This window comes from Streptomyces sp. NPDC096079, from assembly GCF_040303145.1.
Classification (GTDB): Bacteria; Actinomycetota; Actinomycetes; order Streptomycetales; family Streptomycetaceae; genus Streptomyces.
On sequence record NZ_JBEOST010000003.1, the window covers coordinates 126,236 to 147,477 of the forward strand.

The window sequence follows — 21,242 nt, forward strand, 5'->3', positions numbered from 1 at the left end:
CTCGCGCAGGCAGTTGTAGGATGACTGGGCAACCGGGCGAATGAAGGGGTACGGAGCGGCATGGCGGCACTGAAGGCGGCGGGGCGCACCTCGCTGGTGGACTCCGTGGTGGAGCAGCTGCGCACGCAGCTCACCGAAGGCGAGTGGGCGGTCGGCGACCGCATCCCGACCGAGCACGAGCTCGCGCAGCAGCTCGGCGTCGGCCGCAACACCGTCCGCGAGGCGATCCGGGTCCTCGTCCACGCCGGCCTCCTGGAGTCCCGCCAGGGCAACGGCACCTTCGTCAGGTCGACCGCCGACCCGGCCGCCGTGCTCCGGGGCGTCCGGCACGCGGGCGCGGCCGACGTCCTCGAACTGCGGGTCGCCCTGGAGGCCGAGGCCGCCCGGCTCGCGGCCGTCCGGCGCGACACGCACGACCTGACGCGGCTGCGGGCCGCACTGACCGGGCTGCGGGAGGAGGGCGACCGGGACGCGGACGCGGACCTCGCCTTCCACCTCGCGGTCGTCGCGGCCACCCACAACGCCGCCTTCGTCGAGGTGTACCGCTTCTTCTCCGCTCAGGTGCACGAGGTCCTGGTGGAGGCCCTCGGCGACCGGGAGATGCCCCCGGTCGACATCGACGCCCACGAGGCCCTGGTGGCGGCCGTCGAGGCCGGCGATCCGGAGGCGGCGGAGCGGCAGGCCCGCGAGCTGCTGCGGGTGCCGATGGAGACGGTCGCAGCGGTGACGGGGAGGGGCGAGTGAGCGCGGGAACGCGTACGGAGCAAGGGCTCCGGCCGCAGGCGGACGGCGACGACGCGGCCCGTACGCTCGTCGACGCAGAGGCGGGGATCCGGGCCTCGGCCGAGGGGGCCGCGGCCCGGCGCGCGCTGCTCGCCCACCCGGCGGTGCTCCTGGTCGGCATCGTGCTCGCCTCGCTCAACATGCGGGTCGCGCTGGCGAGCGTGGCGCCGCTGGTCGGCGAGATATCCGCCGCCTTCGGGCTCTCGGCGACCGCGAGTTCGCTCGTGACGTCGGTGCCGGTGCTGTTCCTCGGCCTGGGCGCGCTGGTGGCACCGTGGCTGGGTCGCCGGTTCGGGGCCGAGCGGGTGCTGTTCGCGGCGCTCCTGCTGCTCGGCGTCGGCATCCTCGCGCGCGTGCTGCCGTCCGTGTACGCGCTGTACGGCGGCGGGATCCTCGTCGGCACGGCGATCGCCCTGCTCAACGTCCTGATGCCGGGTCTGATCAAGCGGGACTTCCCGGACCGGGCCGCGTCGATGACCTCGGTCTACACCGGCGCGATGATCGCCGGCGCGACGGTCGCCGCGGCGGCCGCGGTGCCGCTGGAGAAGGCCCTGGGCGGCGGCTGGGAAGCCTCCCTGGGCTTCTGGTCGCTGCTCGCGGCGGTCGCGGCCCTCGCCTGGCTTCCGCAGGTGCTGATCGCCCGGGGACGTACGGGACACGCGGTACGGGCCGTCCCGGCCGGCGGCGCCCGCCCGGTGAGCGTCTGGCGCTCCGCGCTCGCCTGGCAGGTGACCCTCTTCATGGGCCTGCAGTCCCTGTGGTCGTACGTGCTGATCGCCTGGATGCCGACGATCTTCACCGACCACGGGATGAGCCGCTCCACGGCCGGTGTGATCTTCGCCTTCAACAACCTGGTCCAGGTCGCCGGCGCCTTCGCGGTGCCGCTGCTCGCCGGCCGGATGCGCAGCCAGCGCCCGCTGATCGTGCTGGTCACGACCCTGGTCGCGGCCGGCTACGCCGGTCTGATGGTGGCTCCCGTGGAGGGCGCCTGGCTCTGGTCGGCGGTCCTCGGCGTCGGTCAGGGCGGTGCCGTCGGCCTCGCCCTGACCCTGATCGTGCTGCGCTCCGGGGACGCGGCGACCGCGGCCCGGCTGTCCGGGATGGCCCAGACCGTCGGGTACCTGCTCGCCGCCGCCGGGCCGCTGGCGGCCGGTGCCCTCCACGAGGCCACCGGCTCCTGGACGCTGCCGATCTGCGCCGTCCTCGGCGTCTGCGCGGCGGCCCTCGCCGTCGGCCTGCTCGCGGCCCGGAACCGTACGGTCTGAGCGTCCGGACCTGAACCGTACGGCCCGCGTAGGAGGTCTGAGCCTCCGGCGCGGGCCTACGGCCTGAGCATCCGGACCGCGCCGCGGAGTCGAGGCCCGCTACTCCTCGCCGGCCAGCTTCAGCCTGCGCAGCTTCTGCCCGGCGAGCAGGGTCGCCACGACCGTGACGGCCACCAGGAGCGTCACCGCGGTGGTCAGGCCCACGTCGGAGGTGACCAGGCCGTCGCCGGTGACCTTCTGCGCGAGGGCCAGCGCCCACTGCTGGACGCTCAGGGTCCGGGCGCCCGCGATCAGCGAGCCGAAGAGGGCCTCCCACACCAGGGCGTAGACCAGACCGATCACGACGGCGTGCCGGCTGACCGTGCCCAGGAGCAGGAAGAGGGCGCTGTAGGCGATGGAGGCGACGAGCGCGGCGACCGTGTAGGCGACGGCGACCTGCTGGCCGTTGCCGTTGAGGATGAAGCCGGCGATCAGCGTCGGGACGGCGGAGAAGACCATCGTGACCGCGACGGCCACGATCAGCTTCGTGAAGATGATCGTGGGCCGCTTCACCGGCTTGGACAGCAGATAGACGATCGACCCGTCGTCGATCTCGGGCCCGATGGCGCCCGTCCCGGCGATCACGCCGATCAGCGGCACCATCGTGGCCAGCGCGAAGCCGCCGAGGACGTCCGCCGCGACCTGGTCGTCGGCGCCGTTGAACGCGCGGACCGCCGCCGCGATGAGCAGCAGCATTCCGGGCAGCAGGAACAGGATCAGCGCCCTGCGGCGGCCGAGGAGGGCCCGGTAGGTGAGCCGGGCGACTGTGGGGTTGTACATATCGGTCAGGCTCCTTTCAGGCCGCGACGAGGTACGAGAAGACGGATTCGAGGGACTCGTCGGAGGGCGAGACGGTCAGCAGCCGGATGCCGCGCTCCCGTGCCACCTTCGGCAGCAGCTCGGTGAAGCGTCCGAAGTCGACGGCCTGGATCCGCAGTCCGCCCTCCACCGCGTCGACCTCGATGCCGGCCGTGGACGGGTCGGCGATCAGGGCGGCGGCGAGGGCCCGGTCGTCGCTGGAGCGGACGAGGTAGCGGTGCGGCCGGTCCGTCATCAGCCGGCGGATCTTGCGGAAGTCGCCGGAGGCCGCGTGCCGCCCGGCCACGATCACCTCGATGTGGGAGGCGAGCTGCTCGACCTCCTCCAGGATGTGCGAGGAGAACAGGACCGTGCGCCCCTCCGCGCCCATCCGCCGCAGCAGGTCCATCAACTGCATGCGCTGGCGCGGGTCCATGCCGTTGAACGGCTCGTCGAGCAGGAGCACGGACGGCTGGTGGACGAGGGCCGAGGCCATCTTCACGCGCTGCCGCATGCCCTTGCTGTACGTGGAGATCTTGCGGTCCTGCGCGTACTCCATCTCGACCGTGGCCAGGGCCGCTTGGGCCTCCTTGGCGCCGAGGCCCTGCAGTTCGGCGTTGGCCAGGACGAACTCGCGGCCGGTGAGGAAGTCGTACATCGCCTCCCGCTCGGGGACGACGCCGATCTCGCGGTAGACCGACTCGTTCCCCCAGATCGTCTGTCCGTCGAGGGTGACGCTGCCGGTGGAGGGGTCGAGGAAGCCGCCCATCATGTTGATCAGGGTGGACTTCCCGGCGCCGTTGGGGCCGAGGAGACCGGTGACGCCCGGGCCCACCGTCATGGTGACGTCGTTCACGGCCACGACGTTTCCGAACCAGCGGGAGACGTGGTCGATGGAGAGGGTTGTCACAGCCCGACCTTTCGGTAGCGGCGCATCAGGATGCCGTACGAGCCGGCGATGAGCGCGAGGACGGCCAGGAGGTAGACGACGCCGACACCGGCGCCCGGGCCCCCGCCGTCGGGGAAGCCGGTCGGCGCGCCCAGGAAGGCGGTCTGGACGCCGTCGACGAGGGTCATGGGCGAGAACAGGCCGAGCCACTGGATGGCGCCCTGGTTGTCCGTCGCGTAGGCGATGCCCATGAGCGTGGAGACGGCGCCGTACGAGATGGTCAGGACCGCGATGACCGCGGCGACGCCGAAGCCACGACGGGGCGTGAGCGCCGCCATGACCAGCCCGATGCCGCCGAAGAGCAGCGAGAGCAGGGCCACCGAGACGAGCCCCTGCCCGAACATCTTGGTCTGCTCGGCGAAGTCCATCTTGGCGAGGAGCGAACCGATCCAGAGGATCAGCAGCGGGGAGGCGGTGAGCACGAACAGCGCCGAGGCCATCGCGCCGAACTTGGCGAGGACGTAGTCCGCGCGCTCGATCGGGCGGGAGAAGTAGAGCGGCACCGTCCGGAAGCGGAGGTCCCGCGAGACGGACTGGGGCGCCTGCGAGGCCAGGTAGATGCTGATGACGACCTGGAGGAACAGCGCGTACTGCGTGTACTCGATCGACAGCTTGGACTGCTTGGTGACGACCGCGACCGCGACGATGATCAGCGCCGGGACGCACATCACCGCGAAGAGCAGCATCGGCAGCACCTTGGACTTGGCGCTGCGGCCCAGACCGTACGCGCCGCGCAGCGACTGCGAGAACAGTGACCTGCGCGCGTACGCCCGGCCGAGGCGCGGGCCGTCGTAGGACCGATAGCCGATGTTGTGGATCTGGGTCGTTTCGGGGGCCTGGGAGCTCATCGAGCCGACACCTCCTCCTGGTCCGTCGCCTTGAAGACCTCGGCGATGTGGTGGCGGCGCTGTTCCATGCGGACGAGGCCGAGCCCGAGGCCGGCGACGGTGTCCCGCACGAGGTCGTACGTCTCGTCGCCCGCCGCCTCCAGGAGGAGGATGTGGCCGGCACCGGGCAGGCCGTCCTCCACGCCCTCGTGGATCGTGACTCCGGCGTCCCCGAGGGCCGCGCGGAGCGCGCCCGTGCCGTCGGGGTGCGCGTCGGAGTCGGTGACCTCGACCGCGAGGGTCGTGGTGGTCCGGGTGAAGTCGCTGGTGGAGCTGGAGCGCAGCAGGCGTCCGCCGTCGATGACGACGACGTGGTCGCAGGTCCGCTCCAGCTCGCCCAGGAGGTGCGAGGTGACGAGGACGGAGATGCCGAAGTCGGTCCAGACCCGTCGGATCAGTCCGAGCATCTCGTCCCGGCCGACCGGGTCGAGACCGTTGGTCGGCTCGTCGAGGAGGACCAGCTTCGGGTCGTGGACCAGCGCCTGCGCCAGCTTCACCCGCTGCTTCATGCCGGTCGAGTAGCCGCCGATCGGGCGGTAGCGCTCCTCGTACAGGCCGACGTGCCGCAGGGTGTCGGCGGTCCGCTCGCGGGCGGCGGTCGCGGGCAGCCCGGACATCCGCGCCATGTGGACGACGAACTCGGTGGCCGAGACGTCCGGCGGGAGGCAGTCGTGCTCGGGCATGTACCCGACGCGCTCACGGATCTCGGGGCCGTGCGTCCGCACGTCGAGGCCGAGGACCTGCGCGCTGCCCTCCGTGGCGGGGGAGAGCCCGAGGAGGATTTTGATCATCGTGGACTTGCCGGCTCCGTTGGCACCCACCAGTCCGGTCACACCGGGCCCGATGTCCAGGGAGAGCCGGTCGAGAGCGGTCACCCGGGGGAACCGCTTGCTGAGGCTTTCGGTCGCGATCACAGTCACGCTTCGACGGTAGTGGCGTGCGCCACAGCGGTCGTCAGCCCAACGGCTCGATCCTTCTCCGACTACAGGACTACAAACCCGTAAGGGCGTCGCGACGAAAGTCTTTCTCCCCGGGCCGTCGGTCGGTCTTTCCCGCGGACTTTTCCACAGGGCCGCGGTCCGACCCCTTGACGCAGCCGCCGGGCATTGTCACATTCATCGGTGTCAAGTTACGGACGCGTAGCGCAGCCGGGCGCTCACACGGGACGGCGGGTGGCATGGCCTCAGCAGTGACAGGCGAACTCTCCGCGGAGCTGCGGGGGTTCAGGGAAGTCCAACGGCTCTCCTACGAGTGCGCGGAAGCCGTCGCGGCCCAGCTCAAGCCGGGCGTGACGGAGCGCGAGGCCGCCCGGATGCAGCGGGAGTGGCTGTACGAGCGGGGCGTCCGCGACTGGTTCCACCGGCCGTTCGCCTGGTTCGGGGACCGCACGGCCTTCGTGGACTTCAAGATCCCGCTCCAGTTCTTCCCCACGAACCGGCGCCTGGAGGCGGGGATGCCGTTCATCCTCGACATGGCGCCGGTCTACCGGGGCTACACGGCGGACATCGGCTACAGCGGCTGCCTGGGCCTCGACCCCCTGCACGACAAGCTGCTCGCCGACCTGGAGGCGCACCGCGAGCTGATCCTGCGCGAGGTGCGCGAGCGCCGCACGCTGCGCGAGATATACGAGGACGTGGACCGGCTCATGGTCCGCCAGGGGTACGCGAACCGGCACCGGGCCTATCCCTTCGGAGTCATCGCCCACAGGATCGACCGGGTGAAGGAGCGCCGCTGGACGCCGACGCTCTTCGGCTTCGGCACGCAGTCGCTCAAGGGCCTCGCGAGCGACGCCCTGCACGGCCACCGGGACGGCTGGTCGCCGCTCTGGTCGCCGTACACGTTCTCCGACCACCCGCCCGTGCCCGGGCTCTGGGCGGTCGAACCGCACCTCGGATTCCGGGGGACGGGCGCGAAGTTCGAGGAGATCCTGGTCGTCACCGACTCCCGGGACCCGGAGCAGAGCGCTTTCTGGCTGGACGACGATCTGCCGCACGTGCGGCGCTGGAACGAAGGGGCGGTCTGATGGCGGTTGCCGGGCTGGACGGGGCGCGGGAGCGCTGGGTCCGTACGGGCGGGATCGAGCTGTGCGTCGCCGAGCTGGGCGACACGGAGCGGCCGACCGTGCTGCTCGTGCACGGGTACCCGGACTCCAAGGAGGTGTGGTCGGAGGTCGCGGCCCGGCTGGCCGAGGAGTTCCACGTCGTCCTGTACGACGTCCGGGGCCACGGCAGGTCGACGGCGCCGGCCCCGCTGCGCGGCGGCTTCACCCTGGAGAAGCTGACGGACGACTTCCTCGCGGTGGCCGACGCCGTGAGCCCGGACCGGCCGGTCCACCTCGTCGGCCACGACTGGGGGTCGGTGCAGTCCTGGGAGTTCGCGACCGTGTCCCGCACCGAGGGCCGGATCGCCTCCTTCACCTCGATGTCGGGCCCCTCGCTCGACCACTTCGGGCACTGGATCAAGCAGCGGATGACCCGGCCCACCCCGCGCCGGGTGGGCCAGCTCCTCGGTCAGGGCGCCAAGTCCTGGTACGTGTACATGCTGCACACGCCCGTGCTGCCTGAGCTCGCCTGGCGGGGGCCGCTCGGCAAGCGCTGGCCCAAGCTCCTGGAGCGGATGGAGAAGGTCCCGGCCGGCGACTACCCGACGCCCTCCCTGCCGAGCGACGCGGCGCACGGCGCCTGGCTCTACCGGGACAACGTCCGGGCCCGGCTGGGCAGGCCGCGCCCCGACGCGTACGCGCACGCGCCCGTGCAGCTGATCACCCCGACCGGTGACGCCTTCCTCTCCGAGCGGCTCTACGACGACCTGGGGACCTGGGTGCCGGATCTGACCCGGCGCACCCTGCCCGCCAAGCACTGGGTGCCGCGCACCCGGCCGGACCAGCTGTCCGCGTGGATCGCCGCGTTCGTCCGGGCCAACGAGGACGCGGCGACGAAGGCGCCGAAGCCGGTCGCGTCCACGGCGGCGAAGGGCGGGGTGAAGCCGGCGTACACCGAGCGGTTCGGCGGTCAGCTGGTCCTGGTCACCGGGGCGGCCAGTGGCATCGGACGGGCCACCGCGTTCGCGTTCGCGGAGGCGGGCGCCCGGGTGGTGGCCGTCGACCGGGACGCCGAGGGCGCCGCGCGCACGGCCGAGATGGCTCGTCTGATCGGCGCCCCCGAGGCCTGGGGCGAGGCGGTCGACGTCTCCGACGAGCAGGCGATGGAGAAGCTGGCCGCGAAGGTCGCGGACGAGTACGGGGTCGTCGACGTCCTGGTCAACAACGCGGGCATCGGGCTCACGGGCTCGTTCTTCGCGACCTCCGCCGAGGAGTGGAAGCGGGTGCTGGACGTCAACCTGTGGGGTGTCATCCACGGGTGCCGCTTCTTCGGTGCGCAGATGACCGCACGGGGCCAGGGCGGCCACATCGTCAACACCGCTTCGGCAGCGGCCTTCCAGCCGTCCCGGGCGCTGCCGGCGTACAGCACGTCGAAGGCGGCGGTGCTGATGCTCAGTGAGTGCCTGCGCGCCGAGCTGGCCGACCAGGGCATCGGGGTGTCCGCGATATGCCCCGGCATCGTCAACACCAACATCACGGCGACCGCGCGGTTCGCCGGGGTCACGGACACGGCGGAGGAGAAGCGGCGGCAGCAGAAGGCCTCCCGGCTGTACGGGCTGCGGAACTACCCTCCGGAGAAGGTCGCGGACGCGATCCTCGGGGCGGTCCTGCACGACCGGGCCGTCGTCCCCGTGACCCCCGAGGCGCGGGGCGCCCACTTCCTGTCCCGGCTCAGCCCGCGCACGCTGCGGGCGCTGGCCCGGTGGCAGCCGCCGGCGTAGCCGACGGGCGGGGAGCAGCGGTCGTACGATCCCTCCCAGGAGGGGCCCCGCGGCTGCGGGGTGGCGGATGCGGTCGGTGGGAGCGGGTTTGTCCGAGCAGTCAGCACAGCCGGAGTACCGGATCGAGGATCTCGCGCATCACAGCGGGGCCACGGTCCGGACGATCCGTGCCTACCAGGACCGCGGCCTGCTGCCCCGCCCGGAGCGGCGGGGCAGGTCGAACGTGTACGGGGACGCGCACCTCGCGCGGCTCCGGCAGATCGCCGACCTCCTCGACCGGGGCTACACCCTCGCCTCGATCAAGGAGCTGCTGGAGGCCTGGGACACGGGCCGGGGGCTCGGCGGGGTGCTGGGCCTGGTCGCGGAGGTCCACGGGCCGTGGACGGACGAGGAGGCGGACCGGATCTCGCGCGCGGAGCTGGACGCCCGCTTCGGCGGAACGCCGGACGAGGAGGCGATCCGGGAGGCCGTCGAGCTCGGCGTACTGGAGCGGCTGCCGGACCGGGAGGACGAGGAGTACCTCGTGCCGAGCCCGCAAGAGCTGGCGGTGGCGGCCGAGTTGTACGCGGCGGGCGTCCCGCTCTCGGCGATCACCGGACACCTGAGGGAACTTCGCGATCAGGTCGAGCACATCGCCTCCCGTTTCCTGGAGTTCACGACGGAGCACGTGTTCGCGCGCTACCTGGAGCACCGGCCGCCGACGGACGCGGACGCGGCCGAGGCGGCGACGATGGTGCGGCGACTGAGGCCGCTCGCCCAGCAGACGGTGGACGCCGAACTCGCGCGGGCCATGCGCCTGCTGGCGACCCGTCACCTCCAGATCCATCTGTCGCAGGACGAGCCCTGGGTGAAGGGCGATCAGCCGCGTGCGGTGTCCCTGCCCGACGGGACGATAAGGGCCGTGCAGAGCCTGGTTGGTCCGGAGGGCGTCGAGGCCTTCATCGCGGCCGCCGCGGAACGCGAGGTCCAGAAAAGGACATTGGACGCCCTTGCCTCAAGTCATCGCACATCGGGCGAATTTACCCAATCACCCTGAAAACATAGCTCCGTTGTCCACAGAATCGCCAACTCCCCTGTGGATAACTCACGTTGGTTGTGGATCAAACCTGCCCCCGCGAATTCGATGGTGAGACGGGTCACGCTCCGGCATCCTGAAGGAATGACCCGAAGACAACCGCCCGACGAGCGGCGCACGGTGAAGGTGTCGAAGTACCTCTCCAAGCACCTGCGCCACCAGCCCGAGCGCATCGGACTCGTCCTCGACGCACACGGCTGGACCGAGATCGACGCCCTGCTCAGGGCCACCGCGGAGCACGGGTTCCCGGTCACCCGCGAGGAGCTCGACCACGTCGTCGCGACCAACGACAAGAAGCGCTTCGCGATCGAGGGCACCCGCATCCGCGCGAGCCAGGGCCACACGGTGGAGGTCGACCTCGACCTGCCCGCCGCCGAACCGCCCGCGTACCTCTACCACGGTACGGTCGCGGACCGGCTCTCCGCGATCCGGGCCGAGGGGCTGCGGCCCATGGCCCGCCACCACGTCCACCTCTCCCCCGACCGCGAGACGGCGACCCGGGTCGGCGCGCGGCGGGGCCGGCCCGTGGTGCTGAGCGTGGACGCCGGCGCCATGCACCGGGCCGGACACGTCTTCCACGTCAGCGCCAACGGGGTGTGGCTGACGGACGCCGTCCCGCCGGAGTTCCTCCGCTTCCCCGTCTGAGGCATGATCGTTCGCATGCCTCACCCGCACCTGCCCAGCACCGAAGCGGCCGTCACCGCGATCCGCGAGATCGCCCAGGAGTTCCACCTGGAGATGACGGTGACCGACGACATCGGCGCGGACCAGACCTCCCGGCGCACCTCGTCCGGCGCGTTCGCCGTCCTCGACGCGGGCGGATCGCTCCCGCACGAGGCCTACGTCGAGCTGGGCGGCTCCCCCTCGGTCACGATCCAGGTCTTCCCCGAGGACGACGCCCTGATCACCGTGGACGGCATCGAGTTCGCGGACGTGCCGCGCGATGCCGTCCCCGCCTTCCTGCGGTCCGTCCACGGGGGCCTCGCCCACGTGAAGGGACGGTTCTTCCCACCCGGCTGGTGGCTGGTCGTCCCGCTGCCCGGCGACCAGACGTACAAGGAGCTGGTCACGGGAGTCACGCTCACCCCCTGGATGAGCGCCCACGTCCGCTGACCGCCGTGGGCCCGGGGCGCCCGCTCAGGAGAAGAGGCCGCCGCTCGGGAGAAGAGGCCGCCGCTCGGTCGGAGAGGCCGCCGCTTGGGAGAAGAGGCCGCCGCTCGGTCGGAGAGGCCGCCGCTCGGGCGAAGAGACCGCCGCTCAGGAGGAGAGGCGGTTCAGTGCCGCGGCGGCGATGCCTTCGACGTGGTGCGAGGCGTCGGCGGGCCGGCCGGAGAGCTCGACGACGGCGACCCTGGTGCCGCTGCGCAGGACCGCGACCCCGCCGCTGAGGCTGCCGTCGCCGCTGTAGGCCGGGTACCAGCGGGCGGTGCCGCCGGTGGTGGTCAGGGTGTGGGCCGCGCCGTAGTACCAGTGGCCGGCGGGCTCGTCCTGGCAGTCCTGGACGAGCGCGACGAGCTGCTTCTCCCAGAGGGCGGCCGCGGTCTTGGTGGGCGCGCTCGCGGCCGACTCGGTCAGCAGGCCGTCGGTGTCGAGGGTCCAGTTCACGGACGCGTACGCGGTGGCCGCGCCCTTGGTCAGGTCGCGCATCGTCTCCTCGCCGGAGCAGGCGGACAGCCCCTGGCGTCCGTTCAGCTCGACGGTCGCGCCGACCGGGCTCAGGCCCTGCTGGAAGGCGTCCTCGCTCTGGACGAGGTGGGCGGAGCCGAGCCGGGGCGCGGCGGCCGCGACCGCGGCCGGGCGGGCGGCGGTGGCGGTGCGGTGGGCGGTCCCGTCGGCGGTGGCCGACTGGGTGCCGACGACGCTCGCCGTGATCAGCGCGGCGGCGAAGCAGGCCGCGGCGGCGACCCGGTTGCGGCGAACGGACTTCTGCTGGACGTTCTTGTTCTCGGTCATCTGGTCCCCCTGCTGGTCGGGACGCCTGCTGCGTCCTCGTACAACCGGGGTGATGCCGCGGGAGGAGGGAAAGTTGGAGCCCCGAACCCCTGTTTCACAGCTGTGACAGAGCGGTCCTGACGACACGGTTCATCGCGTCCGTCCCCAGGCAGGCGGCGACCTCCAACACCCCGTAGTGGCTGCCGCTGCGCAGCACGGCGATGCCGCCGCAGGGCTCCTTGCCCTCGGGCGCCGTGCCGGTGGTGTTGAGGGTTCCCTGGTAGGAGCCCATCCAGCTCGCGGTGACGTCCGGGGCGAGCCGCAGCGTCCTGGTCCTCCCGTAGACCCAGTGCCCCGGCGCTTCCTCCTGGCAGGGCACCTCCTCCAGCAGCAGGCGGTCGGCGAAGTTCCGCGCCAGGGAGGGGTTCCGGGCCGCGGCGACGACCTCGCGGGCGACCTGGTCGGCGGTGTCCGCGGCCAGCGTGGGGTCGCCCGGGTCGGTGCGGGTGCCGGTCATCAGCCCGCGGAAGTGGGCACCCGGCCCGCCCAGGGTCTCGGTGAGCGTCTTCTCCCCGGTACAGGCCGCGTTGGCGTACGACCCGTCGCCGTACCGGTCGGTGACGTGGATCCGCCCGGTGCCGAACTCCGGTCCGAACGCCGCGGGTTCCAGAAGGTTCGCCTTCGTCACCGGCCCCGTCGCCCCGGTCGGCGAGGCGGAGCCGGAGACCGAGGACGCGGGCGCCGGGAGGGCGGACGTGCCCCGGGGCGCCCCGCCGGCCGCGGCACCCGACCGCGCCGCCGGGGGCGCATCGGCCCCGGGGGGCGGCGGCAGGACGAACCGACCGGTCACCAGACCGAGCGCGGCGGCTGTCACCAGGGCGGCGACGGCGGACCGGGACCGGACGACGGCACGGCCGCCGCCCGTCGCGGTACCGCCGTTCACAGACCGGTGACCAGGCGCTCGCGCATGAAGCGGCGGGCCTGGTGGATGCGGTCCTTGACCGTGCCCAACGGGGCACCCAGCGCCTCGGCCACCTGGACGTAGGTCAGGTCGCCCAGGTCGCGCAGCACGAAGGACTCCACCAGGGCGGGGTGCTGCCGCTCCAGCGCGGCCAGCGCCTCCATCAGGTCGAGCCGGGTCCCGGCGATGACGCTGGTGGTGCGCGGGTCGAGGGACTCGGGGAGGTCGGCGTGGCTGTCCTCGGCGCGCCTGCGCATCGAGCGGTAGGTCGACCGGGCGGCGTTCGAGGCGATGACCGTCACCCAGCCCAGGAAGGAGCCGTGGCCGCCGTACTCGCCCAGGTGCTTGCTGATGGACAGCAGCGCGTCCTGTGCGGCCTCCTCCGCGTCGGAGTGGTGGGGCAGGAAGCGCGAGCAGCGGCGCAGCACCACCGGACGCAGTTTGGCCAGCAGGTACTCCATCGACCCCGGGTCACCCGCCTGAGCGGCCGTCACGAGCCGCTCCAGTTCGCCTTCCTCGAACACCCGGAATTCCCCCCGTCCCGTCCCGCGCACACCCCACCCGTCGAGGGGGCGTTCCACGCTCCTCGGGACTCCGGCAGAATGCTGCCACATGCGCAAGCTCGGCCGTTACCTCCTCCTGGACCGGCTCGGAGCCGGCTCCTTCGCGACGGTCTGGAAGGCCTACGATCCGGAGCTCGACACCGAGGTCGCGGTGAAGGTGCTGGCCGAGAACTGGGCCGCCAACGCCGATGTGCGCGAGCGGTTCCTGGCGGAGGCGAGGCTGCTGCGCCGCATCGCCAGCCCGCGGGTGGTCCGGGTGCACGACGTCGGGGTGCAGGAGGACCAGCCCTACTTCGTCATGGACCTCGTGCGCGGCGGCACCCTGGAGGACCGGGTCGGGCGGTGCGACCCGCAGGAGGCGCTGCGGCTGGCCGCGGAGGCGGGCTACGCGGTCCAGGTCCTGCACGAGGCGGGTGTGGTGCACCGCGACGTCAAGCCGTCCAACCTGCTGCTCTCGACCGATCCCGCGCCCGCCGCGGTGCTGGTGGCGGATCTGGGCAGCGCGAAGCAGCTGGCCGACGCGTCGGGGCTGACGGTGACCACGGGCACGCCCGCGTACATGGCACCGGAACAGGCCTTCCAGACCGGTGGGTTCGACGGGAGAGCCGACGTGTACGCGCTGGCCGTCGTGGCCTACGAGCTGCTGACCGGGCGGAAGCCGTTCGGCTCGGGCGGCCGCGCGACCGCTCTGCTGACCGACCGGCCGGCCGCGTCGACGCTGCCGGCGCTCCCGGCCGGAGCGGAGCTCCCGCCCCACGTCGACCTGCTGCTACGGGCCGCGATGTCCGTCGAGCCGGCGGACCGGCCGCCGACCGCCCAGGCCTTCGCGGACGCGCTGCTGGCTCCGGCCCCGCAGGCCCAGCCCCCCGAGGGCCCCTGGTGGCTGGCCCCGCGCGCGGTCGGCCTGGCGTCGGCCACGGTGTTCGCGGCGACGGCCCTGCTGAGCTGGCTGCCGCGTTGAATCCGCCGGGGAACCGGCTGCCGTAGGGTCGACGGCATGCGTCTGAGCACCGTGATCCTCCCCATCCACCGATGGAGCGAGGGACAGAAGATCTGGCGGCGGGCCGAAGACCTCGGGTTCCACGCCGCGTACACCTATGACCACCTCTCCTGGCGGAGCTTCCGCGACGGCCCGTGGTTCGGCGCGCTGCCCACGCTCACCGCGGCGGCGACGGCCACCGAGCGGCTCCGGCTCGGCACCCTCGTGACCTCGCCGAACTTCCGGCACCCGGTGACGCTCGCCAAGGAGCTGATCACGCTGGACGACGTCTCCGGCGGGCGGATCACCCTCGGCATCGGCGCGGGCGGCAACGGCTTCGACGCCACCGCGCTCGGGCAGGAGGCGTGGACGCCGAAGGAGCGGGCCGACCGCTTCGGCGAGTTCGTGGCCCTCCTGGACCGGCTCCTCACCGAGGACGCGGTGACGGACCGGGGCACGTTCTACGCGGCCGACGAGGCGCGGAACATCCCCGGCTGCGTCCAGCGGCCGCGGCTGCCGTTCGCGGTGGCGGCGACCGGACCGCGCGGACTGCGGCTGGCCGCGCGGTACGGGCAGGCGTGGGTGACGACCGGTGACCCGAAGCTGTACGAGGAGGGCACGCCGGAGCAGTCGGTGGCGGCACTGCGCGGCCAGGTCGAGAAGCTCGCCAAGGCCTGCGCCGAGTCCGGGCGGGACGTCGCCGAACTGGACAAGATCCTGCTGACCGGGTTCACCCCGGACCGGAGCCGGCCGCTGGAGTCCGTGGACGCGTTCGTCGACTTCGCCGGGCGCCACCGCGAACTCGGCTTCACCGAGATCGTGATCCACTGGCCGATCGCGGACTCCGACTTCGCCGCCGACCAGACCGTCTTCGAGAACATCGCCACGCAGGCGCTCGCCCAGCTGGGCTGAGCACGTCGGCCTGATCCGCGCCGGAGCGGGTCAGGCCGTGCGGGGCCACTCCGTGTCGGCTCCGCGGGTGTCCCAGGCGGCGGGGCCCTCCTCACGCGCCGGGGCGCCCGGCGTCCGCTGCTGCGGTACGGCGCTCACGGCACGGGCCGTGTCCCCTACGGCGGCCCTCGCACCGCCCCTGTCCGCGGCGGCCTCCGGCGGGCGGGTCACGAGGGCGGCCAGGCCCGCCAGCACGTCGCCCACCAGCACCGGCTCCCGTTCCGGCTGGGCCGCTCCGGCCCGCTCGCACTCCGCGCACAGCGTCATCCGGAGGCTCGCGACCCACGTCCCGTACGGCGCACCGCAGGAGTCGCACTCCTCTCTTCGCCGGCCCGCGACCATGCCCGCCCTCCCCGGAGACGCCGTCAGCTCCCAGGGATCTTCCCCGTCACGCCGAAAACGAACGGGTGTTTACGGCCATGTCCTGACACGCCGGTCGCAGGGGTACACCACCGCAACACGCCGCCATACGGGTACGCCACCGCAGCACGTCGGCCGCACGGGTACACCACCGCAACACGCCGGCCGCACGGGTACGCCACCGCAGCACGTCGGCCGCACGGGTACACCACCGCAACACGCCGCCATACGGGTACGCCACCGCAGCACGCCGGTCTCACAGGTGCGCCGCCGCACCCCCCTCGCGTCCGGTGTCAGCCCGGCCGCTTCGGCAGGTGGCGGTAGCCCGGGTGGACGCCCGGGGTGAGGCCCTGCTGCTCGGCGATCCGCCCGAGGAGCGCCGTGAGCCGGCCCCGGTCCTCCTCGTCGAGCGCCGCGAACAGGTCGTCCTCGTGCAGCGCGGCGGCCTCACGGACGCGGCCGAGCGCGTGGCGCCCGTCCTCGGAGACGTACAGCTCGTGATGGCGGCGGTCCTCGGCGCTCCGCCGCCGCTCGACGAGCCCCTTCTTCTCCAGGCTGTCGATGAGCGCGACGACCCTGCTCGGGACCACGCCGAGGTCGGCCGCGAGGGAGCGCTGACTCCGCCCCGGCTGTGTGGCGATCATCCGCAGCAGGCCGACGTCCGGCGGGGCGAGGCCGAGTTCGCCGACGCGCTCGCCGAAGCGGCCCGCCGCGTGCGCCCCGAGCTGGGCGAGCAGGAACGCTCCGCCGCGCGGGGGCGCGGAGGTCGCCGCTCCGGGATCTTCCACTGGTTGCCGGTCACTGCTCACGGGGTTATCGTACGCCACAAGAACGATTCTCCGCTGTGAACTATTCTCCTCAGAGAACGGATAGGCCCGTGTCTGCAGAGAGCTGGACCGACCCCCGGCCGACCGAGACCCCACGAGCGCGCCGGGAAGCCCGGGGAGGACCTCCGCCCGGGGTGCTCGCCGCGGTGTTCACGGGGCTGTTCCTGGCCGGCCTCGTGCTCAGTACCGTGCTCGCCGGCGGCGATCCCTTCCCCTCGCCCTTCGGCGCGACCGACGAGATCGTGGTGTACTTCCGCGCCCACTCCGGCGCCGTCCAGGTCTCCGGCGCCCTCCAGTTCGCCGCCTCGATCCCGCTGGCCGTCTACGCGGCCACGGTCTCGGCCCGACTGCACCGCCTCGGCGTCCGCGCCCCCGGCGCGACCATCGCCCTGGCCGGCGGCCTCCTCGCCGCCGGCTTCCTGGCCTGCTGCGGCCTGGTGAGCTGGACCCTGTCCCGTACGGAGGTCCTCGACCTCCCGCCGCTCGTCCGGGCCCTCCAGTACCTGGCCTTCGCGACCGGCGGCCCGGGCCACGTGGTGACGCTGGGCCTGCTGGTGGCCGGGATCGCCGTCCCCGGGCTCCTCGCCGGGCTGCTGCCCCGCGCGCTCGCCGTGACCGGACTCGTCCTGGCGACGGTCGCCGAGCTCGCCGCCCTCACCCTGCTCTTCGACGGCGCCGCGCTGCTGCTGCCCCTGGCCCGCTTCACCTGCCTGGGCTGGCTGATCGCCGCCGGTTTCCTGCTGCCCCGTCGCCGCACCCGCAAGGAGCACTGACATGCCCGAGCACACGAACGCGCACACGACCGAGGACCTGACCGGCAAGCTCGTGCGCTTCCAGCAGCCCGAGAAGACCCTCCGCTACCTGGGAGAGCTGCCCGACACCCGCCTCGCCGACCTCTTCGGCCTCACCCCCGAGGCCTACCGGGAACTGCTGCGCGGCCTCGACGACCAGGCCCGGGACACCGCCGCCGCACTCCTCCGGGACCCCGGCTTCGCCGAGCGGGCCGACCGGCTGCCCTTCCGCCCCGGGCAGCGGATCGTGGCCCTCGGCGAGAGCACCACCGCCGACCGGCTCTCCTGGTTCTCGATCCTGCGCCACCTCCTCCCGGACGGGATCGAGCTCGTCGACCTCGCCGTCTCCGGCTCCACCACCGCCCAGGCCCTCGCCCAGCTGCCCCAGCTCGCCTTCCTCCGTCCCGACTGGATCCTCTGCATGCTCGGCGCGAACGACGCCCAGCGCCTCGGCCGCGGCGCGAAGGCGCCCGGCACCCGGCTGGTCAGCGAGACGGAGACCGAGCGCAACCTCCTCGCCCTGAGGGAACTCGCCGGCCGCGGGCTCCCCGGCCCCGACCGCTGGATCTGGCTCACCCCCAGCTCCCTGGACCAGGAGGCGGCCGACGCCTACCCGCACTTCCGCCGCGCCGGGATCGGCTGGGCCGGCGAGGACATCGACACCGTCGCCGAGTTCCTCCTCGGGCGGCCGGAACTCACGGTCGACACCCGCGCGGCCACCGCCGGACTCCACCTCGACGACGGGATCCACCTCGCGCTCGACGGCCAGCGGGCCGTGGCCGTCGCCCTCGTCGAAGCCCTGGCACGACGGGCGGACGCGGAGGCGTCGGCGTCATGAGACTGATGCTCTTCGGCGTCACCGGAGGTACGGGTGCCCAGCTCCTGGCCCAGGCCCTCGCCGCCGGCCACCAGGTCACCGCCGTCGCCCGCGACCCCGCCCGGGTTCCGGTCACGGACCCGGAGTCGCGGCTGACCGTCCTGGCGGGCGACGTCCTCACCCCCGAGGCCTGGCGGCAGGCCGTCCCGGGGCACGACGCCCTGCTCTCCTGCCTCGGCAGCACCGACCGCAAGCACCCCACGACCGTCTACTCGGAGGGCACCCGGAACATCGTCGGGGCCATGCGCGCCGCCGGGGTCGGCCGGCTGCTCTGCCTCTCCTCCGCCGGCCTGGACACCACGCCGGACGTGCCGCTGCCGCAGCGCCTCGTCACCCGGTACGTGATCCAGCGGCTGTACCGGCACGGGTACGCCGACATGGCCCGCATGGAGGGCTTCGTACGGTCGTCGGCGGCGGACGGCACGACATGGACGGTGGTACGGCCCCCGATGCTGACCGACGGCCCGCTGACCCGGACCTACCGGACCGCCGAGAACGCGCGTCTGGAGCGGCCGAAGACCCTCTCCCGCGCCGATCTCGCGCACTACCTGCTCACCCACGTCGACGACCGGCGCACCCACCGGGCGGTCGTGGAGGTCGCGTACTGAGCGGGAAGCCGCGCGGCCCCGCGCCGAGAAGCCCGCACTCATATGTGCGCCTCCTCGCACGCCCGTGCGTCCGGTGCGGAAGAATGGTGCGGTGACCTCTCCCCGTTCCCCGCGCCCTTCCGCCCCGGTCGCCCGGCTGATCGCCACCGACCTCGACGGCACCCTGCTCCGCGACGACAAGTCCGTCTCCGAGCGCACGGTCGCCGCCCTCGCGGCGGCCGAGCAGGCCGGGATCGAGGTCTTCTTCGTCACCGGCCGCCCGGCCCGCTGGATGGACGTGGTCAGCGACCACGTCCACGGCCACGGCATGGCGATCTGCGCCAACGGCGCCGCCGTCGTCGACCTCCACGCGGGAGGCACCTTCCTGGAGGTCCGCCCGCTGGAGCGGCCGGTGGCGCTCGCCGTCGTCCAGGCCCTGCGCGCCGCCGCGCCGGGGACGTCGTTCGCCGTCGAGCTCACCACGGGCATCCACTACGAGCCGGACTACCCGCCCTTCTTCCTCGACCCCGGCGCCACCGTCGCCACCGCCGAGAAGCTCCTCTTCGAGGAGAAGCCCGGTGCCGCCGCCCCGGTGCTCAAGCTGCTCGCCCAGCACCCCGAGCTCGACCCCGACCTGTTCCTGGCCGTCGCGCGGGAGGCGGCGGGCGACCGGGCCTCCTTCACCCGCTCCAGCCCGACCGCCCTCATCGAGATCAGCGGGCTCGGCGTCTCCAAGGCCTCCACCCTGGCCCTGTGCTGCGCCGAGCGCGGCATCACGGCCGAGGAGGTCGTCGCCTTCGGCGACATGCCGAACGACATCGAGATGCTGAGCTGGGCGGGACGCTCGTACGCGATGGGCAACGCCCACCCCGACGTCATCGCCGCCGCCTCGGGCCGGACGGTCGGCAACAACGACGACGGCGTGGCCGTCGTCATCGAACAGCTCGTCGCCGAGGCCCTGGCACAGCAGCCCTAGGGCCTGTTTCGGGACGCGGCACGCACCGCCCGTCAGAGCGGTGCCTCCCACACCACCGTCGTACCGCCGCCCTCCTCGCCCAGGCCCGGGCCGCACCAGCTCGCGCCGCCCAGCGACTCGGCCCGGCGGGCCAGGTTGCGCAGGCCGCTGCGCCGCCCTCCCGCCGGGATGCCGATGCCGTCGTCGGCGACCGAGAGGCGCACCCCGGCGGAGCCGTCGGGCAGGGTGACCCCGGCGTCGACGACCACCTCGATGCGGCTCGCCCCGGCGTGCCGGAAGGCGTTGGAGAGCGCCTCGCGGAGGGCGGCGACGAGGTTCTTTCCGGTGAGCTCGCCGACCGTCGAGTCGATCGCTCCGAGGAAGCGGTGCGCGGGCTTGAAGCCGAGCGGCACGGCCGCCATGTTGATCTCCCGCAGGACCCGGGTGCGGAGCCCCGACGGAGCCTCGGCGGGGCCCTGCTGGAGCGCGAAGATCGCCGTACGGATCTCCTGGATGGTCACGTCCAGTTCGTCCACGGCCTTGCCCACGCCCTCGCGCACGGCCGGCACGATCGACCTCCGCTGGGCGCTCTCCAGCATCATGCCGGTGGCGAAGAGCCGCTGGATCACCAGATCGTGCAGGTCGCGGGCGATCCGGTCGCGGTCCTCGTAGACGGCGAGGCGCTCCCGGTCGCGCTGCGCGTCGGCCATCATCAGGGCGAGGGCGGCCTGCGAGGCGAACTGGGTGGCGAGCGTCCGCTCCGCCTCCGTGAACTGCCGGGCGCCCCGCGCCCGGGGCGTGGCGAGCGCGCCGAGGACCCGTCCGCCGCTCTGCAGCGGCACCATCATGCTGGGCCCGTACGGGGACGTCAGCCGGCTGATCATGCGCGGGTCCGTCGAGGCGTCGGCCACGAAGACCGCCTCGCCCTCCAGGAGTTCCTTCACGACGGCGCTCTCGGGCGGGATCACCACGCCCAGCGACTTCGTGGGCCTGGGGGAGGAGACGGCGACGATCTCCAGGCCGCCCTCCTCGGCGGGGAGCAGCACGATCCCGGCGTCCGCGTCGGCGAGCCGGCGGGCCTGCTCGGCGACGACGGTCAGGGCGTCGTCCGCGTCGCCGCCGGAGAGCAGGGCGGTGGTGACGGCGACGGAGCCGTCGATCCACCGTTCGCGCTGCCGGGCCGCCTCGTACAGGCGGGCGTTGCCGATCGCGATGCCCGCCTCGGTGGCGAGGACCCGGACCATGTGCACGTCGTAGTCGTTGAAGTCGCCTCCGCCGTGTTTCTCGGCGAGGTAGAGGTTGCCGAAGATCTCGCCCTGGACCCGGATGGGGACGCCGAGGAAGGTCCGCATCGGCGGATGCCCCGGCGGGAAGCCCGCCGCGCGGGGATCCGTGGAGAGATCGGCGAGGCGGATGGTCTGCGGGTCGCGGATCAGCGCGCCGAGCAGTCCCGCGTGACCGTCGGGGCGGTGGCCGATCCGGCGGGCCGTCTCCTCGTCGACGCCGAAGGTGACGAAGTCGGAGAGGCCCTCGCCCTCGTCGTCGACGACGCCGATCGCGGCGTAGCGCGCGTCGGCGAGTTCGGCGGCCGTCTCGCAGATCCGGTCGAGGGTGGAGTGGAGTTCGAGCCCGGTGCCGACCGAGCGCATCGCCTCCAGGAGCTGCGGCACGCGGGCGGTGAGCTCCGTGGACAGCCCCTGGAGACTGCGAGTGGCCAGGGTGGCGGCCTCCAGGGGATCTGCGGCGGGCTCCGGAGCATCCGGGGAAACCGAGGCGGGCTCCGGAGGGTCCGGGGCTTCCAGGGGGTCCGGGTCGTCGGACGCGGCTGCGGTCATGCCACG

General features: G+C 73.1%; 23 protein-coding genes. 13 read left to right on the forward strand and 10 right to left on the reverse strand.

What is annotated here, in order from left to right; translation table 11 throughout:
• Positions 1-60 precede the first annotated feature (60 nt).
• Together ABTY59_RS07980 and ABTY59_RS07985 are read left to right on the forward strand one after the other, a co-directional pair.
• The gene (locus ABTY59_RS07980; protein WP_352018046.1) at positions 61-744 is read left to right on the forward strand and encodes a FadR/GntR family transcriptional regulator; all 684 of its coding nucleotides are present in this window, start codon (positions 61-63) and stop codon (positions 742-744) included.
• Positions 741-2,048: a CynX/NimT family MFS transporter gene (locus ABTY59_RS07985; RefSeq protein ID WP_403537255.1), complete on the forward strand. Its 1,308-nt coding sequence runs from the start codon at positions 741-743 to the stop codon at positions 2,046-2,048. The genes ABTY59_RS07980 and ABTY59_RS07985 overlap by 4 nt, the downstream gene beginning before the upstream one ends.
• Positions 2,049-2,147: 99 nt before the next feature.
• On the opposite strand, the gene ABTY59_RS07990 is transcribed toward ABTY59_RS07985, so the two are convergent.
• From ABTY59_RS07990 to ABTY59_RS08005, 4 genes are read right to left on the reverse strand one after another with little or no spacing between them, the layout of a single operon-like run.
• On the reverse strand, positions 2,148-2,867 hold the full coding sequence (locus tag ABTY59_RS07990; protein ID WP_352018047.1) for an ABC transporter permease: 720 nt from the start codon (positions 2,865-2,867) through the stop codon (positions 2,148-2,150).
• A 16-nt stretch (positions 2,868-2,883) separates the two neighbouring features.
• Complete coding sequence (locus ABTY59_RS07995) at positions 2,884-3,795, reverse strand: ABC transporter ATP-binding protein (RefSeq protein ID WP_352018048.1); 912 nt, start codon at positions 3,793-3,795, stop codon at positions 2,884-2,886.
• Entirely contained in the window at positions 3,792-4,682 is an 891-nt protein-coding gene (locus tag ABTY59_RS08000; RefSeq protein ID WP_352018049.1) for an ABC transporter permease, read from the reverse strand. The genes ABTY59_RS07995 and ABTY59_RS08000 overlap by 4 nt, the downstream gene beginning before the upstream one ends.
• A complete protein-coding gene (locus ABTY59_RS08005) occupies positions 4,679-5,635 on the reverse strand; it encodes an ABC transporter ATP-binding protein (protein WP_352018496.1) in 957 nt (318 codons plus the stop codon). The genes ABTY59_RS08000 and ABTY59_RS08005 overlap by 4 nt, the downstream gene beginning before the upstream one ends.
• Positions 5,636-5,898: 263 nt before the next feature.
• Between ABTY59_RS08005 and ABTY59_RS08010 the strand changes: the two genes are divergently transcribed.
• The 5 genes from ABTY59_RS08010 to ABTY59_RS08030 all read left to right on the forward strand — a co-directional run bounded on the left by ABTY59_RS08010 (position 5,899) and on the right by ABTY59_RS08030 (position 10,731).
• Complete coding sequence (locus tag ABTY59_RS08010; RefSeq protein ID WP_352018050.1) at positions 5,899-6,744, forward strand: M24 family metallopeptidase; 846 nt, start codon at positions 5,899-5,901, stop codon at positions 6,742-6,744.
• Positions 6,744-8,543, forward strand: a complete 1,800-nt coding sequence (locus tag ABTY59_RS08015) for an SDR family oxidoreductase (protein WP_352018051.1) — start codon at positions 6,744-6,746, stop codon at positions 8,541-8,543. The genes ABTY59_RS08010 and ABTY59_RS08015 overlap by 1 nt, the downstream gene beginning before the upstream one ends.
• A gap of 67 nt (positions 8,544-8,610) precedes the next feature.
• Positions 8,611-9,579: a MerR family transcriptional regulator gene (locus ABTY59_RS08020; protein WP_352018052.1), complete on the forward strand. Its 969-nt coding sequence runs from the start codon at positions 8,611-8,613 to the stop codon at positions 9,577-9,579.
• 123 nt (positions 9,580-9,702) lie between these two features.
• Complete coding sequence (locus ABTY59_RS08025) at positions 9,703-10,263, forward strand: RNA 2'-phosphotransferase (protein WP_352018053.1); 561 nt, start codon at positions 9,703-9,705, stop codon at positions 10,261-10,263.
• Positions 10,264-10,278: 15 nt separating this feature from the next.
• Positions 10,279-10,731 carry a hypothetical protein gene (locus ABTY59_RS08030; protein ID WP_352018054.1) on the forward strand — a complete coding sequence of 151 codons (453 nt, stop codon included), beginning with the start codon at positions 10,279-10,281 and terminating at the stop codon, positions 10,729-10,731.
• A gap of 144 nt (positions 10,732-10,875) precedes the next feature.
• On the opposite strand, the gene ABTY59_RS08035 is transcribed toward ABTY59_RS08030, so the two are convergent.
• The 3 genes from ABTY59_RS08035 to ABTY59_RS08045 form a co-directional block, all read right to left on the reverse strand.
• The gene (locus tag ABTY59_RS08035; protein WP_352018055.1) at positions 10,876-11,571 is read right to left on the reverse strand and encodes a hypothetical protein; all 696 of its coding nucleotides are present in this window, start codon (positions 11,569-11,571) and stop codon (positions 10,876-10,878) included.
• Between the two features lie 94 nt (positions 11,572-11,665).
• Positions 11,666-12,493 carry a hypothetical protein gene (locus ABTY59_RS08040; protein ID WP_352018056.1) on the reverse strand — a complete coding sequence of 276 codons (828 nt, stop codon included), beginning with the start codon at positions 12,491-12,493 and terminating at the stop codon, positions 11,666-11,668.
• Positions 12,490-13,035: an RNA polymerase sigma factor gene (locus ABTY59_RS08045; RefSeq protein WP_352018057.1), complete on the reverse strand. Its 546-nt coding sequence runs from the start codon at positions 13,033-13,035 to the stop codon at positions 12,490-12,492. Before ABTY59_RS08045 ends, ABTY59_RS08040 begins: the two co-directional genes overlap by 4 nt.
• A gap of 88 nt (positions 13,036-13,123) precedes the next feature.
• Here ABTY59_RS08045 and ABTY59_RS08050 point away from each other — a divergent pair, with 88 nt between their 5' ends.
• Positions 13,124-14,035, forward strand: coding sequence for a serine/threonine-protein kinase (locus ABTY59_RS08050; RefSeq protein ID WP_352018058.1), 912 nt, complete (start codon positions 13,124-13,126; stop codon positions 14,033-14,035).
• Between the two features lie 36 nt (positions 14,036-14,071).
• The gene (locus ABTY59_RS08055; RefSeq protein ID WP_352018059.1) at positions 14,072-14,965 is read left to right on the forward strand and encodes an LLM class flavin-dependent oxidoreductase; all 894 of its coding nucleotides are present in this window, start codon (positions 14,072-14,074) and stop codon (positions 14,963-14,965) included.
• Positions 14,966-14,995: 30 nt separating this feature from the next.
• On the opposite strand, the gene ABTY59_RS08060 is transcribed toward ABTY59_RS08055, so the two are convergent.
• Together ABTY59_RS08060 and ABTY59_RS08065 are read right to left on the reverse strand one after the other, a co-directional pair.
• Positions 14,996-15,346 carry a hypothetical protein gene (locus ABTY59_RS08060; RefSeq protein WP_352018060.1) on the reverse strand — a complete coding sequence of 117 codons (351 nt, stop codon included), beginning with the start codon at positions 15,344-15,346 and terminating at the stop codon, positions 14,996-14,998.
• Positions 15,347-15,657: 311 nt separating this feature from the next.
• A complete protein-coding gene (locus ABTY59_RS08065) occupies positions 15,658-16,173 on the reverse strand; it encodes a MarR family winged helix-turn-helix transcriptional regulator (protein ID WP_352018061.1) in 516 nt (171 codons plus the stop codon).
• Between the two features lie 152 nt (positions 16,174-16,325).
• Here ABTY59_RS08065 and ABTY59_RS08070 point away from each other — a divergent pair, with 152 nt between their 5' ends.
• From ABTY59_RS08070 to ABTY59_RS08085, 4 genes are all read left to right on the forward strand, one after another.
• Positions 16,326-16,964, forward strand: coding sequence for a hypothetical protein (locus ABTY59_RS08070; protein ID WP_352018062.1), 639 nt, complete (start codon positions 16,326-16,328; stop codon positions 16,962-16,964).
• Position 16,965: 1 nt separating this feature from the next.
• Complete coding sequence (locus ABTY59_RS08075; protein ID WP_352018063.1) at positions 16,966-17,820, forward strand: SGNH/GDSL hydrolase family protein; 855 nt, start codon at positions 16,966-16,968, stop codon at positions 17,818-17,820.
• Positions 17,817-18,467 carry an NAD(P)-dependent oxidoreductase gene (locus tag ABTY59_RS08080; RefSeq protein ID WP_352018064.1) on the forward strand — a complete coding sequence of 217 codons (651 nt, stop codon included), beginning with the start codon at positions 17,817-17,819 and terminating at the stop codon, positions 18,465-18,467. Before ABTY59_RS08075 ends, ABTY59_RS08080 begins: the two co-directional genes overlap by 4 nt.
• Positions 18,468-18,558: 91 nt before the next feature.
• The gene (locus ABTY59_RS08085) at positions 18,559-19,422 is read left to right on the forward strand and encodes a Cof-type HAD-IIB family hydrolase (RefSeq protein ID WP_352018065.1); all 864 of its coding nucleotides are present in this window, start codon (positions 18,559-18,561) and stop codon (positions 19,420-19,422) included.
• A 32-nt stretch (positions 19,423-19,454) separates the two neighbouring features.
• Here the strand turns inward: ABTY59_RS08085 and ABTY59_RS08090 are convergent, their stop codons facing one another.
• Positions 19,455-21,236, reverse strand: coding sequence for a GAF domain-containing sensor histidine kinase (locus tag ABTY59_RS08090; RefSeq protein WP_352018066.1), 1,782 nt, complete (start codon positions 21,234-21,236; stop codon positions 19,455-19,457).
• Positions 21,237-21,242 lie beyond the last annotated feature (6 nt).

Bases quoted from the DNA above. Each gene is read 5' to 3' on its own strand.
- ABTY59_RS08030 (WP_352018054.1), top strand. From the start codon at position 10,279: ATGCCTCACCCGCACCTGCCCAGCACCGAAGCGGCCGTCACCGCGATC.
- ABTY59_RS08025 (WP_352018053.1), top strand. From the start codon at position 9,703: ATGACCCGAAGACAACCGCCCGACGAGCGGCGCACGGTGAAGGTGTCG.
- ABTY59_RS08035 (WP_352018055.1), bottom strand. From the start codon at position 11,571: ATGACCGAGAACAAGAACGTCCAGCAGAAGTCCGTTCGCCGCAACCGG.
- ABTY59_RS08055 (WP_352018059.1), top strand. From the start codon at position 14,072: ATGCGTCTGAGCACCGTGATCCTCCCCATCCACCGATGGAGCGAGGGA.
- ABTY59_RS08020 (WP_352018052.1), top strand. From the start codon at position 8,611: ATGCGGTCGGTGGGAGCGGGTTTGTCCGAGCAGTCAGCACAGCCGGAG.
- ABTY59_RS08090 (WP_352018066.1), bottom strand. From the start codon at position 21,236: ATGACCGCAGCCGCGTCCGACGACCCGGACCCCCTGGAAGCCCCGGAC.
- ABTY59_RS07990 (WP_352018047.1), bottom strand. From the start codon at position 2,867: ATGTACAACCCCACAGTCGCCCGGCTCACCTACCGGGCCCTCCTCGGC.
- ABTY59_RS08050 (WP_352018058.1), top strand. From the start codon at position 13,124: ATGCGCAAGCTCGGCCGTTACCTCCTCCTGGACCGGCTCGGAGCCGGC.
- ABTY59_RS07980 (WP_352018046.1), top strand. From the start codon at position 61: ATGGCGGCACTGAAGGCGGCGGGGCGCACCTCGCTGGTGGACTCCGTG.
- ABTY59_RS08015 (WP_352018051.1), top strand. From the start codon at position 6,744: ATGGCGGTTGCCGGGCTGGACGGGGCGCGGGAGCGCTGGGTCCGTACG.
- ABTY59_RS08075 (WP_352018063.1), top strand. From the start codon at position 16,966: ATGCCCGAGCACACGAACGCGCACACGACCGAGGACCTGACCGGCAAG.
- ABTY59_RS08000 (WP_352018049.1), bottom strand. From the start codon at position 4,682: ATGAGCTCCCAGGCCCCCGAAACGACCCAGATCCACAACATCGGCTAT.
- ABTY59_RS08080 (WP_352018064.1), top strand. From the start codon at position 17,817: ATGAGACTGATGCTCTTCGGCGTCACCGGAGGTACGGGTGCCCAGCTC.
- ABTY59_RS08010 (WP_352018050.1), top strand. From the start codon at position 5,899: ATGGCCTCAGCAGTGACAGGCGAACTCTCCGCGGAGCTGCGGGGGTTC.
- ABTY59_RS08060 (WP_352018060.1), bottom strand. From the start codon at position 15,346: ATGGTCGCGGGCCGGCGAAGAGAGGAGTGCGACTCCTGCGGTGCGCCG.